At 63.4% G+C, this 14,078-nt stretch carries 13 protein-coding genes; 4 read left to right on the forward strand and 9 right to left on the reverse strand.

Annotated features, from left to right (window positions below):
- Positions 1-31: 31 nt before the first annotated feature.
- Complete coding sequence (locus NKJ23_RS02985; RefSeq protein ID WP_352678049.1) at positions 32-250, forward strand: hypothetical protein; 219 nt, start codon at positions 32-34, stop codon at positions 248-250.
- Between the two features lie 251 nt (positions 251-501).
- Positions 502-1,734: a hypothetical protein gene (locus NKJ23_RS02990; RefSeq protein ID WP_352678052.1), complete on the forward strand. Its 1,233-nt coding sequence runs from the start codon at positions 502-504 to the stop codon at positions 1,732-1,734.
- A gap of 2 nt (positions 1,735-1,736) precedes the next feature.
- On the opposite strand, the gene recQ is transcribed toward NKJ23_RS02990, so the two are convergent.
- From recQ to uxaC, 9 genes are all read right to left on the reverse strand, one after another.
- Positions 1,737-3,563, reverse strand: a complete 1,827-nt coding sequence (gene recQ, locus NKJ23_RS02995) for a DNA helicase RecQ (protein ID WP_352678055.1) — start codon at positions 3,561-3,563, stop codon at positions 1,737-1,739.
- A 360-nt stretch (positions 3,564-3,923) separates the two neighbouring features.
- The gene (locus NKJ23_RS03000; protein ID WP_352636897.1) at positions 3,924-4,262 is read right to left on the reverse strand and encodes a cupin domain-containing protein; all 339 of its coding nucleotides are present in this window, start codon (positions 4,260-4,262) and stop codon (positions 3,924-3,926) included.
- Between the two features lie 24 nt (positions 4,263-4,286).
- Complete coding sequence (gene kduD / locus NKJ23_RS03005) at positions 4,287-5,054, reverse strand: 2-dehydro-3-deoxy-D-gluconate 5-dehydrogenase KduD (protein WP_352644661.1); 768 nt, start codon at positions 5,052-5,054, stop codon at positions 4,287-4,289.
- Positions 5,051-5,908, reverse strand: a complete 858-nt coding sequence (kduI, locus tag NKJ23_RS03010) for a 5-dehydro-4-deoxy-D-glucuronate isomerase (protein WP_352678059.1) — start codon at positions 5,906-5,908, stop codon at positions 5,051-5,053. The genes kduD and kduI overlap by 4 nt, the downstream gene beginning before the upstream one ends.
- A gap of 28 nt (positions 5,909-5,936) precedes the next feature.
- The gene (locus tag NKJ23_RS03015) at positions 5,937-6,713 is read right to left on the reverse strand and encodes a FadR/GntR family transcriptional regulator (protein WP_023678088.1); all 777 of its coding nucleotides are present in this window, start codon (positions 6,711-6,713) and stop codon (positions 5,937-5,939) included.
- A gap of 10 nt (positions 6,714-6,723) precedes the next feature.
- Positions 6,724-8,004 carry a TRAP transporter large permease gene (locus tag NKJ23_RS03020; RefSeq protein WP_023678089.1) on the reverse strand — a complete coding sequence of 427 codons (1,281 nt, stop codon included), beginning with the start codon at positions 8,002-8,004 and terminating at the stop codon, positions 6,724-6,726.
- A 4-nt stretch (positions 8,005-8,008) separates the two neighbouring features.
- Positions 8,009-8,536, reverse strand: a complete 528-nt coding sequence (locus NKJ23_RS03025) for a TRAP transporter small permease (protein ID WP_023719697.1) — start codon at positions 8,534-8,536, stop codon at positions 8,009-8,011.
- Positions 8,537-8,639: 103 nt separating this feature from the next.
- A complete protein-coding gene (locus NKJ23_RS03030; RefSeq protein WP_352678062.1) occupies positions 8,640-9,617 on the reverse strand; it encodes a TRAP transporter substrate-binding protein in 978 nt (325 codons plus the stop codon).
- 37 nt (positions 9,618-9,654) lie between these two features.
- The gene (gene uxaC, locus NKJ23_RS03035; protein ID WP_352678065.1) at positions 9,655-11,064 is read right to left on the reverse strand and encodes a glucuronate isomerase; all 1,410 of its coding nucleotides are present in this window, start codon (positions 11,062-11,064) and stop codon (positions 9,655-9,657) included.
- Positions 11,065-11,239: 175 nt separating this feature from the next.
- Between uxaC and NKJ23_RS03040 the strand changes: the two genes are divergently transcribed.
- On the forward strand, positions 11,240-12,790 hold the full coding sequence (locus NKJ23_RS03040) for a mannitol dehydrogenase family protein (protein ID WP_352678067.1): 1,551 nt from the start codon (positions 11,240-11,242) through the stop codon (positions 12,788-12,790).
- Positions 12,787-13,965 (forward strand): mannonate dehydratase, encoded by a 1,179-nt coding sequence (gene uxuA, locus NKJ23_RS03045; protein ID WP_352678070.1) that lies wholly within the window; start codon positions 12,787-12,789, stop codon positions 13,963-13,965. The genes NKJ23_RS03040 and uxuA overlap by 4 nt, the downstream gene beginning before the upstream one ends.
- The last annotated feature ends 113 nt before the right edge of the window (positions 13,966-14,078 follow it).

The following is a 14,078-nucleotide window of genomic DNA, read 5'->3' on the forward strand; positions in this document are numbered from 1 at the left end:
GGCATCCTTTGATGCTGCGAAATACGACAAGATGAGTTGCGTCGAGCTCAACGTGGCGATCGGCGCTGTCGCCGACGAAATGTCGGCGACAGCCATCGCTCGTGGCAAAGTCGTCCACACCAACATTCCGGGCTGGCTGCTGGGAGGGCAGCGTGTCGCCTCGACCGTGGCTGCCCGCCAGAGTGCGAAGATCGAGCGCTTGCGGCAGCAGGAGGCTGCGATTGCAGCGGTGAGACGAAGCAGATGCTGATTGCGGCGCCGGAGTGAGAGCCTGCGAGGCGAAGGCAGAATCGATGTCACAGCACGCGGCATTGAGCCGAGGCTCGAAGGCTCCATGAATTCGGTCACCTCACAGTCACGGCTTCGGTCTCGGCGACACGGCCAAACCGAGGAAAACGACAACGGCCTGATTGAGGCGCAGGATACACCTGTGGCTGCATCTTTGAATGTGTCTGAGCTTCCAAGAGATGCCCAGCCGCGCTTTATGATTAAGGTCTCCAGATGACTGATGAAGAACTCGATTCGGCATACGAAGAGCTTGCCCGCACAATCGAAACGGCGGCTAAAAAGGCATCTCCCATCGTGCTATCGGCGCCCAACGATGGACGCGCCAGTTGGGCCCATATACCCGAGGCGCTAGTTGGCCCCGTAAGGGCTAAACTGATGGCAATTCCCGACGTCGCTGCACTAGAGGGAATGCACTTCGTAGGATTGAATAGAGCTGGTGGCTTCTCCCATGACGCGACGAGCATTTATCTGGTTGATCGTGCTATACATGGGGCTAATGCGGACGAAATTGCATTTAGCCTCAGGCGGATTGCTCAAACGAAGCAATCTACGGTTGTCACCGTTCAGGCTGTACTAGGCCTACGACTCGAAAGCGTAATCGATCTCGGTGCCGGCCTCACCATTGAACCTGCGGAGGCTCTGGCCAAGACCGACGCCTGGTTTTGGGCCTTTGCCTCGCTTGACGATCGTCAGCTTCTTTTTACGGAGCGTCCGACGGCTGCGATTGTTGTTCGCGACGTGGATCGCAGAGTGATCTTCGATGGCCCGCCGTCCGACTTTCTAACCTCACCGGAAGACCCTGCCGAAATACTGATCAAGAGGGCAATTCAGGGACTGATCGTAGGTGGCGGCGCAGCACCTGGGCTGGATGCTCGCTATGTCTACTTCGACGATTCTGGATGGCCCCACATGACAGGTGGCAGCATGGTATCCGTAGGCTCAGGTGTTAAGCCAACCGTTACCTTGGGCATAGAACGCGTGGCGCAGGTAGCCGCTGTAATGAAGGCGATGGCTAGACCTTCTGAACCGGTAATAGTTCGAGCCATTGAGCGACTTGCATCGGCCCGGGGTCGATCCGATCAGGTCGAGAAGGTGACAGATCTTGGCGTTTGCCTGGAGATGCTGTTGATGCACGACGGCAGCGGCGACAACAGCGAGATTACCTTCAAGATTGCTCAGCGTGCCGCTTGGTTGTTGGGGCGTGACGCTGCCGATCGTTCGCGGATATTTAGTTTAGTTCGAGATGCCTACAAGCTTCGGTCTGCAGCCGTCCATACGGGCTCACTCAAAGAGCCCAAGTCAGCGGACGGTTGGAACGCCCGGGCCGCCACCCTTCGGTCAACCGAGGAGCTGTGCGCACAGCTTATTGTTACACTGCTGGATGGCTGGCCAGATTGGCAAGCCGTAGTTCTTCAACTGCACCAGGCGGCGGCTCCAGGGCCCTAAGACTAACCGGACTGATGCGCAGCGATCGCGCCGAGGAATATCTCGCCGAAATCCTTGAGCTTGGCGGCGCCGACGCCGTTGACCGCGGCGAAGGCGTCCAGATCACGCGGGCAGCGTTCGGCCATATCGATCAGTGTACGATCCGAAAAGATCACGAAGGCCGGCACCTGGCGTTCCCGGGCAAGACGCAGCCGTACAGCCTTGAGCGCGGCCAGCAGCGCCGAATCCAGACCTTCCGTGCCTGCTGCGGTATCCTCAGGACGTATCTTGCCTCGCGATGACTGGCGCGCGTCCACGCGATACCGGAATGAAGCCTCGCCCCGAGCCAGCGCACGGCCCTTCTCGGCAATGGCGAGGCCGCCATGGCCGGCTGAGTCCAATGTCAGGAACCCTCCCGCGACGAGTTGGCGGAGCAGCGACAGCAAGAAACTCCTTTTATGCGCCACACCGGTGCCGAAGCTGGCAAGCCTGTGGTGGTTCCTGTCCAGGACCTTCTCGGTCTCATGGCCGAGCAGCACATCGACGACATGGGCGACGCCGAAGCGCTCGCCGGTCTGTGCGATCGCCGCCAGGATGATCCGCGCCTCCGCCTCGCCATCCGCATGCGGCGCCTGGTCGAGGCAGTTGTCGCAATTGCCGCAAGGCGAAGCACTTTCGCCGAAATAGCCAAGCAGGATCTGACGGCGGCACTGCGTCGTCTCGCAATAACCGATCAGCGTATCGAGTCGGCCATGCGCGCGCCTTTTGTGCTCAGCTGGCGCATCCTCGTCTTCGATGAAAAGCCGGCGCATGCGTATATCGCCGAGACCGAACAGCATATGTGCCTCGGCCGCCCGCCCGTCGCGGCCCGCCCGCCCGATTTCCTGATAATAGGCCTCCAAGCTGCCCGGCAGGTCGGTGTGGAAGACATAGGCGACGTCCGGCTTGTCGATCCCCATGCCGAAGGCGATGGTCGCCACCATCACCACGCCGGACAAGGTCATGAAAGCGTTTTGATTCGCTTCACGCGCGTCCTTGCTCATGCCGGCATGATAGGCGAGCGCGCGCACGCCGTTGCGCTCGAGGAACGCCGCCATCTCTTCGGTCTTTTTGCGCGACAGGCAATAGACGATCCCGCTGCGGCCCGCATGGCGCTGCACGAAGCCGAGCAATTGGCGCTTGCTGTCCTGCTTGGGCTCAATGCTTAGCTTGATATTCGGCCGGTCGAAGCCGAGCACCACGGTATCGACGCGCCCGTCGAACAGTTGCGCGGCAATGTCGGTGCGCGTCGTCTCGTCCGCCGTCGCCGTCAGCGCAATGATCGGCACTTTCGGGAAGATATCACGTAGTCTCGACAATTCTTCGTATTCGCGCCGGAACGCCGGTCCCCATTGCGAGATGCAATGTGCCTCGTCGATGGCGATCAGCCGGACATCGAGCTTGGTCAACGCCTCGAGCATTCGCACCGTCATTAGCCGCTCCGGTGCAAGATAGAGCAGGCGCGTCTGGCCTGCCGCGACACGGCGCCATGCAGCGACATTGGCATCGCGGTCGAGCGAGGAATTGATCGTATCGGCCGCCACGCCGGCAAGGCGCAATGCGGCGACCTGATCCTGCATCAGGGCCACCAGCGGCGAAACGACAATGGTGAGCCCGCCCAGCACCAGCGCCGGGACCTGGTAGCAGAGCGATTTGCCGGCGCCGGTCGGCATGACAGCCAGCACATGATGCCCGGCCAGCAGCGCCTCCATCACGGCCGCCTGGCCGAGACGAAAATCATCGAAGCCGAATACATCCTTCAGGACGCGCCGCTTGGAATCCTCTGCCGGGATGCTCGCTGCTACCTGCATTACAGAACTTTCGGGGATACGACCTGCCGAAATTCCCCGGCGAATCGCCAGGTGATTGCCTGGACAGCAGATTCGAACATTTATCGACCCCTCTGGTCCTGTCCGCGGCACCGCCTGAGGCGAACTTCTCTCTCATTGGCCGATATGAGGCCGTCGTTCCAGCCCCTATTCGCTTTGGCTGTGAATATCGCACCGCCTCGGAGCGGTTAATCCTATCTTCACTATCATTCGGCAGGTTCAGGTTCTGCGGTGATGTTTTGAGTACCGCGGCGCCACAAGCGCCCAGGCAACACGCCCGCGTCTCTCCGGAGGCGCGGGTTTTTTTCTGAGAACCGGCTGCCTGATCTTCGGGCCCGCAGCTCAGTCGAGGAAATCGGCGCGGTGTGGCGTGAAGCTGTCGACCAGCCGTCCCGCCTGCAGCGCCTTGACGCCATGGACAAGGTTGGAAGGAACGATGAAGCTGCTGCCGGTTTCCAGGACCTCGGTCCTGCCGTCGATGGTGACTTCGAAGCGACCTTCGGCGACGTAGCTCGCCTGGACATGCGGGTGCGAGTGCAATGCACCGACACCACCCTTGTCGAAACCGAATTCGACCATCATCAGTTCATCGGTGTGCAGGAGCACGCGCCTGCGGTTGCCATCCGGCGTCGGCGTCCACGCAGCCTCGCCGGCATGCGAGAAGATTTTGGTTCCGGTCATCGCCAAACTCTCACCTTTTGTTGTTCATCGTGCCAGCCAGCCGCCGTCCACCGGCACCACCGCGCCGTGCATGTAGTTGGACGCTGGCGCCAGCAGGAAGACGGCTGCGTCGCCGATGTCTTCCGGCGCGCCCCAGCGGCCGGCCGGAATGCGCGCCAGGATCGAAGCGCTGCGGTCGGGATCGGTGCGCAGCGCCTCGGTGTTGTTGGTCTCGATATAGCCCGGCGCAATGCCGTTGACGTTGATCCCCTTTGCCGCCCATTCGCACGCCAGCAGCCGTGTGATGCCGAGCACGCCATGTTTGGAGGCGGTGTAGGAGGCGACGCGGATGCCGCCCTGGAAACTCAGCACCGAAGCTATGTTGACGATCTTGCCGCGCCGTCCAGATTCGGCAAGCACGCGCCTGGCAAAACTCTGGCTGAGGAAGAACACCGTCTTCAGATTGACGCCGATGACGTCATCCCAGTCGGCTTCGGTGAGGTCGACCGCATCGGCACGCCGGATGATGCCCGCATTGTTGACCAGGCCGTCGAGCGGCCCGGTGTCGTCCCAGACGCGGTCAAGCATCGCCTGGGCGGCGGCATCGTCGCCAAGGTCGCAGCGGACCGCCTCGAAGCGCCCGCCGGCCGCTTCAATCCTCTCCGCCGTCTCGTCCATCGCCGACCGGCCGACGCCGACCACCGCGCCACCGGCGCGGGCGATCGACACGGCGATGCCCTGGCCGATGCCGGTATTGGCGCCGGTAACGAGGATGCGCTTGCCGGCAAGGCTGAACGCAGAGAGGTCGCTCACTTGAGCTCCTCCATCGCCACCAGGTCGACATCGGTATAGTCGACATTGTCGCCGGCCATCGCCCAGATGAAGGCGTAGTTCGAGGTGCCGGCGCCCGAATGGATCGACCATCCCGGCGACAGCACCGCCTCCTCGTTGCGCATGACGAGATGGCGCGTTTCGTCCGGTTCGCCCATGAAGTGAAACACCCGCGCCGCCTCCGGCAGGTCGAAATAGAGATAGGCTTCCATGCGCCGGTCATGCACATGGCATGGCATGGTGTTCCAGACCGAACCGGGGGCAAGCTGCGTCATGCCGACGACAAGCTGACAGGTCTTTACGCCATCGGCATGGATGAACTGGAAGATCGAGCGCTCGTTGGAGGTTGCCTGGCTGCCGAGATCGAGCCGCTTGGCATCGCCGATGCGGATCAGCCGGTTGGGGTGGCCCTGATGCGCCGGCGCGCTGAGCAGGTAGAACTTAGCCGGCTCAGCCGGATTGGTCGCAGCGAACGACACCTCATCGGTGCCCATGCCGAGATAGAGCATGTCGCGCGCCTGCAGCTCGTAGGATTGGCCGCCGGCTTTCACGACGCCTGCACCGGCGATGTTGACGATGATCATCTCACGGCGGTCGAGAAAATTCTTGGTCCCGGTCGGCTTGATCGCCTGCAGCGGCAGCGGTGCGCCGGCGGGCATGGCGCCGCCGACGATCATGCGGTCGTAATGGGTGTAGGTCAGGCTGATGCGGCCGGGCTGGAACAAGTCCTCGATCAGGAAATTGTGTCGCAGCTCGTCCGTGCCCATCGCCGCGGCAGAAACAGGATCGATGGCGAAGCGGGAGGTGAAATCCGTATGCTTGTCAGTGTGATTCATTGCTGTCCCATGGGGCTGCCTCAATTGCTTATTCAGTTGCCGCGGCCTTGACCGAGTCGGCATAAAAAACCTGGCGCGCGTGCAGGCGCTCGCGATAGCGCTGCTGGCTGGCACCGAGATGCCCGCGCATCGCCTCCCGCGCCGCTTCTGCATCGCCTGCCGAGATGGCGTTGAGGATCATCAGGTGTTCGCGCTGCAGGCCGCGCTGGTAGGCGTCGGACTGTGCGAACTCGGTCGACCAGGGCGAGGTCACATCGCAAGGAATGGCGCGCCGGCCGAGCACGTCGAGCATCTCGACATAGAACGGATTGTTGGTGGCGCTGGCGATTGCGCGGTGGAAGGCAAGGTCGGCCGGTCCCGTCGGCTCGCTGTTGAGGAGCAGCCGTTCGAACTCGAAGAAGGCTTCCTGGATTGCCGCTTCCTGCGCGGCGTTGCGCCGGATGGCGGCGAGCCCGGCGGATTCGATCTCGATCGCCAACCTGACTTCGAGCACGTTGAGGGCAATCGAATCCTTGCTGCCCATCTCCGCTGCCAGAGCACCGAACGCTGTCGAGATATGCTCGGTGACGAAAACGCCGGCGCCTTGGCGCGGCTCGACCAGGCCGTCCGCGGCAAGCTTGGCCAGCGCCTCGCGTATCACGGTGCGGCTGACCCCGAAGGTTTCCGTCAGCTGGCCCTCGGTCGGCAGCTTTTGCCCAGGCTGGATCTCGCCCGCCTGCAGCTGCTTGCGGATCGCCGCGACGACGGTTTCCGAAAGCTTCGGTCTTCGTTCGACGCGGAGCCCGACGGCAGTGTCCGATGCCATGTCGCACCCCCTATTTGAAGACGCTCGGCAGCCATAGCGAAATGGCCGGAATGTAAGTGACGAGCGCCAGCACCACGAGGCCTGCGCCATAGAATGGCCAGATCGAGCGCATCGATTCCCAGACGGATATCTTGCCCACGGCACACGCCACGAACTGCACTGCGCCCACCGGCGGCGTGTTCAGCCCAATGCCGAAATTGAGGATCATGATGACGCCGAAATGCACCGGATCGACGCCGTAGGCCTGCGCCACGGGCAGGAAGATAGGCGTGCAAATGATGATCGTCGGCCCCATGTCCATGAACGTGCCGAGGAACAGCATCAAGAGGTTGAGCAGGAGAAGCACAACCAGCGGATCGTCCGAGATCGCGTTCATGGAGGCGATCAACGCTGCCGGCACTTTCAGGAAGGCCATCAGCCACGAGAACGCCGCCGCCATGCCGATGATGAGCAGCACCATGGCCGTGGTGCGCACGGCCCCATGGGTGGCATGAACGAACCCTTCCCAGGTCATCTGCCGGTAAACGAAGACGGTCACGAGCAGCGCATAGATGACGGCGATACAGGAACTCTCGGTGGCGGTGAAGACGCCCGATCGCACGCCGCCGAAGATGATCGCGATCAGCAGCAGGCCGGGCACGGCGACGGCGAAAAGATGCGCGACCGCGGTGAAGCCCGGAAACGCCTCGGTCGGATAGCCGCGGGAGCGCGCCACGATATAGGCGGTGACCATCAGCGACAGGGCCAGTAGCAGGCCCGGGATGATACCGGCCGTGAACAGATCGGCGATGGAGATCTTTCCGCCTGCCGAGATCGAGTAGATGATCATGTTGTGCGACGGCGGCAGCAGCAGCGCGATCAGTGCCGCCATCGACGTGACGTTGACGGCGTAGTCCGCTCCATATCCACGCGCCTTCATCTGCGGGATCATCAGGCCGCCTACCGCCGCTGCCTCCGCAACCGCTGAGCCGGAAATGCCGCCGAACAGTGTAGCGGTTGCAATGTTGACCTGACCGAGGCCGCCGCGCAAATGGCCGACGAGCGAGCCAGCGAAGGCAACGATCTTGCTGGCGATGCCGCCGCGCACCATCAAGTCGCCGGCGTAGATGAAAAACGGAATGGCCAGCAGCGAAAAGACGCTCATGCCGGAATTCAGGCGCTGGAACACGATGAGCGGCGGCAGGCCCATATAGAGGACGGTGGCGAGGCTTGCGACGCCCAGGCAGAAAGCGATCGGCGTGCCGATAAGCATCAGCAGGGTGAAGACGCCGAAGAGAATCCACAGTTCCATGGCGTCAGACCTTCACGTTGGCGGTGTCGAGTTCGGCCGCGACTTCGGCCGGCGGCAGTTCATCGAGGGCATCGTCGATCGGCGCGCCGGAGAGGCGAAGCACGATGCGCTCCAGCGTGAAGAGCACGATGAGCGCGCCTCCCGCGACAAGCGGGACATAGTCCCAGCCCCCCGATATGCCGAGTGACGGCAAGACGGAGCCCCAGGTCAATGCGACCAGCTGGCTGCCATACCAGATCATGCCGATGCCGAAGGCGAGCGCGACAAGATCCGAAATCATCCGCAGCCAGCGCTTGCCGCCTTTCGGCAGCACGTAGAGCAGTACGTCGAAGCCAAGATGGTAGTTCTCGCGCACACCGACGGCAGCGCCGAGGAAAATGAACCAGCTCATCAGCATCACCGAGCCGGGCTCGGTCCAGCTCGGCGAGCGGTTCAGAACATAGCGGCCGAACACCTGCCAGGCGACGAAGGCGGTCATCAGCACCAGCCCGATGCCGGCGATCGACAGCGCCGCCGTGCTGACGCGCGACATCACTTGCGCGACGCCGGACAGGAGCGGTGTTGGTTTTGGGCTGGAAGTCACCGGTTTTCTCCCCAGGAGGATGGCGGCACGGAATGTCCGCGCCGCCGCTTGATCACTGCACGGCCTTGATGGCTTCGACCATGGCCTTCAGCTTGCCGTCCTTGACGTGCTTCTCGTAGACCGGCCCCATCGCGTCGATGAAGGGCTGCTTGTCCGGCGTCGTGATCTGCGAACCGGCCGCCTCGACCTTGGCGCGCGATTCCTTGACCTTGGCGGTCCACAGCTCGCGCTGCTTGGCGACGCTTTCCTTGGCGGCCGCCTTGAAGATCGCCTGGTCTTCCGGCGTCAGCTTGTCCCAGCTCGACTTCGCCATGACGAAGGCTTCCGGCACCATCGTGTGCTCGTCGAGTGAATAGTACTTGGCGACTTCCGCATGCTTGGCGGTGTCGTAGCTCGGAAAATTGTTCTCCGCGCCGTCGATCACCCCGGTCTCGATCGCCGAATACACCTCGCCATACGGCATCGGCGTCGCATTGGCGCCGAGTGCCGCCACCATGTCGACGAAGATGTCGGACTGGATGACGCGGAACTTCATGCCGGCCATGTCGGCCACGGTGTTGATCGGCTTCTTCGAATTGTAGAAGGAGCGCGAGCCGCCGTCGTAAAAGGCGAGCAGCACCAGCCCGACCTGGTCGAACGCCGCCGCGATCTGGTCGCCGATCGCCCCGTCCATGACCTTGTGCATATGCTCTTCCGAACGGAAGATGTAGGGCAGCGAGGGCACGGTGGTCTCCGGGATGAGCCCGTTGAACGGCGCCATCGAGACGCGGTTGAGATCGATCACGCCGGTGCGCACCTGCTCGATCGTGTCCTTTTCCTCGCCGAGTTGCGCGGAAGGATAGATCTCGACCACATAGCGGCCGGCCGTGCGCTCCTTCACCAGCTCGCCGAAATATTTGACCGCCTCGACCGTCGGATAGCCGTCCGGGTGGGTGTCGGACGAGCGCAGGACCGTCTTGGCGCTTGCCGATCCGGCCAGCAGTGCGGCGGCAAGTAGCGTAGCTCCCGCCAGTCTTGAAAAATGCAGCATTGGTTTCCTCCCGTTTGGACGATGGCGGCAAGCGCCGTTAGAGCCGGTACGCCTTTTTCGCGAGCGTATAGGCAAGTTCCTGCGCCAGCTCGTGCGCCTCGTCTTCGCCGAGCCGATGCTCGGCGACGAGACGCGCCAGAAAAGCGCAATCGACCCGGCGCGCCACATCATGGCGGGCCGGTATGGATGGAAAGGCGCGGGTGTCGTCGTTGAAACCGACGGTGTTGTAGAAACCGGCGGTTTCGGTGGTCATCTCACGGAACCGGCGCATGCCTTCGGGGCTGTCGTGGAACCACCAGGCCGGCCCGAGCTTCAATGCCGGGTAGACGCCGGCGAGCGGCGCCAGCTCGCGCGCATAGCTGGTCTCGTCGAGCGTGAAGAGGATGATGGTGAGGTCGCGCTCCAGCCCGACGCAGTCGAGCAGCGGCTTCAGCGCCGTCACATAGTCGGTTCGGGTCGGAATATCGAAGCCTTTGTCCCTGCCGAACCTGTGAAAGATAGAAGGCGAATGATTGCGCCAGGAGCCGGGATGGATCTGCAGGACCAGCCCGTCGTCGCGGCTCATCTTGGCCATCTCGGTCAGCATCTGGGCGCGGAACAGCTTTCGCTCGCGCTCGTCGTCCGAGCCCCGGCGGATGCGGTTGAACAGCTCCTGCGCGGCGGCATCCGAGAGATTGGCGGTTTCGGCCGTCGGATGGCCGTGATCGGAGGAAGTCGCGCCAAAGCTCTTGAAGAAGGCGCGCCGCTGGCGATGCGCATCGAGATAGCCGGCCCAATTGCCGGTATCGCAGCCGGTGATCTCGCCAAGCCGGTCGAGATTGGCCGAGAACCCTTCGAAGTCGGGATCGACGATCGCATCCGGCCGATAGGCGGTGACGACGCGGCCCTCCCAGCCGCTGTCGCGGATCATCTGGTGCCATCTGAGATCGTCGAGCGCGCCTTCGGTCGTTGCGATGACTTCAATATTGAAGCGCTCGAACAGCGCTCGCGGGCGAAAATTCTCCCACTGCAGCAAGGTCGAGATCATATCGTAATGGCGGTCGGCGGTTGCGGCCGTCAGCGGCTCGTCGATGCCGAACAGATGGGCAAGCACATGGTCGAACCACAGCCGGGTCGGCGTGCCGCGGAACAGGTAATAATGCTCGGCGAAGCACCGCCAGATCGTTCTGCCGTCGGTTTCCACCGGCGAGCCGTCAAGCGTCGGCACACCAAGCTCCTCAAGCCGAACGCCCTGGCTGAACAGCATGCGGAAAATGTAGTGGTCCGGCACGATCAGCAACTGCGCCGGATCGGGAAACGCCTCGTTGAGCGCATACCAGCGCGGATCGGTGTGGCCGTGCGGGCTGACGATCGGCAGGTCCTTGACCGCGGCATAGAGATCGCGGGCCAGCGAACGCGGGCGGGCCTCGGCGGCAAACAGCAAGTCCGGATCCGTCAATGCGGCCACGCAAATCCTCCCAATCCGGACATCGGTACGGTTGGAAAGAAATAATGTCAACATACAAAAACTTGGTTGTTGTATGATGACTTTTCGTCGGCCATTGCCCATTGTGCGTGACGGCATCGGGTGTTACGCCGCCTGCCAGCAGTGACCCAACAATCTCGATCAGACACGTGGCGCAATGACCAATAGACGCCTTTCCAACAGCACGCTGAAGGCACTGCCGGCTTCGGTCGCGGCCCCGCGCTACGCCCGCGGCGGCGTCGCACCTGGCATCGTCCATCTCGGCGTCGGTGCCTTCCACCGCGCCCACCAGGCGGCCTATGTCGACGACTGCCTGGCGGCGGGAGAGGCGGACTGGGGCATTGTCGGCGTGTCCTTGCGCAGTCCAGACACGCGCGACGCACTGGCGCCGCAGGATGGGCTCTACACGCTGGCGATCAGGAGCAGCATCGGCGAAGAGCTGCGCGTCGTCGGCTCGATCCTGTCGCTGCTGGTGGCGCCGGAAGATCCGGCTGCGGTGCTCGCCGCCCTGACCGATCCGCGCACCCGCATCGTCACGCTGACGATCACCGAAAAGGCCTATTTGAGGGCAGCCGGCGGCGGCCTGGACAATACCCACCCCGAGATCGTCCATGATCTGGCCAACCCGCAAATGCCACGGACGGCGCATGGTTTCCTGACCGAGGCGCTGTCGCGCCGCCGTGCCGCCGGCATCCAGCCTTTCACCGTGCTCTGCTGCGACAACCTTCCGGCCAATGGCGCCACGCTGCACCGCCTGCTGGTCGAATTCGCCGCACTGCGTGATGCCAGGCTCGCCACTTCAGGCGATGCCAGGCTCGCCACTTCAGGCGATGCCAGGCTCGCCGCTTCAGGCGATGCCAGGCTCGCCGCACACATTGCCGACGGCGTCGCGTTTCCGTCGAGCATGGTCGACCGCATCGTGCCGGCGACCACCGACGCCGACCGAGCGCGTATCGCCGTCGAGCTCGGCGTCGAGGATGCCTGGCCGGTGATGACCGAGCCGTTCTGCCAATGGGTGGTCGAAGACGATTTCCCGGCTGGCAGGCCGGCCTGGGAAAAGTTCGGCGTCACCATGGTCGGCGACGTCGGGCCCTTCGAGGACATGAAGCTGCGGCTGCTCAACGGCTCGCATTCGGCAATCGCCTATCTCGGCCTGCTCAGCGGCTACGACACGGTCGACCGCGCCTTTGCCAATCCGGCGATCCGGCAATTCGTCGACGGACTATGGGCCGAGGCCATCCCGACGCTGCCGCAGGACGCCGGGCTCGATACGGCCGGCTACACGGCCCAGCTCGCCGAACGCTATTCGAACACCGCGCTCGCCCATCGCACGGCGCAGATCGCCAATGACGGCAGCCAGAAGCTGCCGCAGCGCATCGTCGCCTCGGCCCTCGATCGACTGGGCGCCGGCGACCCGCCCGCGCATCTCATGCTGGTGGTGGCGGCCTGGATCGCCGCTTGCGAGGCGCGCGGCAAAACCTTGCCGGAAGCCCATTTTACCGATCCGATCGACACTCGGCTTACGGCGCTCGGCAGCCGGCCGGCTGATGAAACGGTGACAGCGATATTCGATCTCGCCGGCTTCGCCAAGGACCATTCCCACCGCATGACACTGATCGATCTGACGGCAGCCCATCTCGAGCGCCTGCGGCGGGGCGGACCTGCCGCTGCCTTCGCGGCGCTTGGCATAGGGAGTGAGAAGCCATGAGACAGACCTGGCGCTGGTTCGGGCCAGACGATCCGGTGACGCTTGCCCATGTCCGTCAGGCCGGCGCCGTCGGCATCGTCAGCGCGCTGCACCACCTCAACGACGGCCGCGCCTGGCCGGCAGACGAGATCGCCAGGCGCAAGGCCGAGATCGAGGCAGCAGGGCTGACCTGGGACGTGGTCGAGAGCATCGTCGTGCACGAGGACATCAAGACCCGCAGCGGCGACTGGCGCAGCCTGATCGACAATTACAAGGCCTCGATCCGCGCCGTCGCCGCCGCCGGTATCAACACCGTCTGCTATAATTTCATGGCGATCACCGACTGGACGCGGACGGACCTCGATTACCCGATGCCGCATGGCGGCACGGCGCTGCGCTTCGATGTCGTCGAGCTCTGCGCCTATGACGTCTTCATCCTTGAGCGAGAAGGGGCGGAGGCCGATCACCCACCGGCCCGCGTCGAGGCCGCGCGTGTGCGACTGCAAGGGATGAGCGACAGCGACAAGGCAAGGCTGGAGCGCAACCTGATCGGCTGGGTCCCGGCGCGCGAATTCATCTTCGATCGGGCAAGCTTCCGCCGCGCCCTCGACCTCTACAAGGACGTCTCCACCGAAGGCCTGCGCGAAAACCTGTTTGCCTTCCTGCGCGAGATCGTGCCGGTGGCCGAAGAGGCCGGCCTCAGGATGGCGATCCACCCCGACGATCCGCCTTTTTCGCTGTTCGGCCTGCCGCGAATCGTTTCCAAGGCAGCCGATGCCCGCGCGCTGCTCGACGCCGTCGCTTCGCCGGCAAACGGGCTGACACTGTGCACCGGCTCCTATGGCGCGGGCGCGCAGAACGATCTGCCGGCAATGGCAAAGGCCTTCGCCGAAAACATCCATTTCGCCCATCTGCGCAACGTCACCAAGGAGCCAGACGGCTCTTTCCACGAAGCCGAGCACCTCGACGGCGACACCGACATGGTGGCGGTCGTGTCGGCGCTGATTGGCGAAGAGCGGCGGCGCAAGGCGGCAGGCAGGGCGGACTGGCAGGTGCCGATGCGTCCGGACCATGGCCACGCCATCGTCGACGACATCGGCAAGAAGGTGAACCCCGGTTATTCCTGCATCGGCCGCCTGAAGGGCCTCGCCGAACTGCGCGGCGTCATGCGCGCAGTAGAGGCACTGACGGTGTGACCAGCCCCCCTTCTCCCCTCGTCTTGTGCTAGGCGATTCACACATTTCGAAGCGCCCATCCATGGGCGATGGACAGGAAGTGCTGCAATCCGTGTCGGAAGGTGATGGGTCCT

This window comes from Mesorhizobium sp. M0184 (assembly GCF_040322215.1).
Taxonomy (GTDB): domain Bacteria; phylum Pseudomonadota; class Alphaproteobacteria; order Rhizobiales; family Rhizobiaceae; genus Mesorhizobium.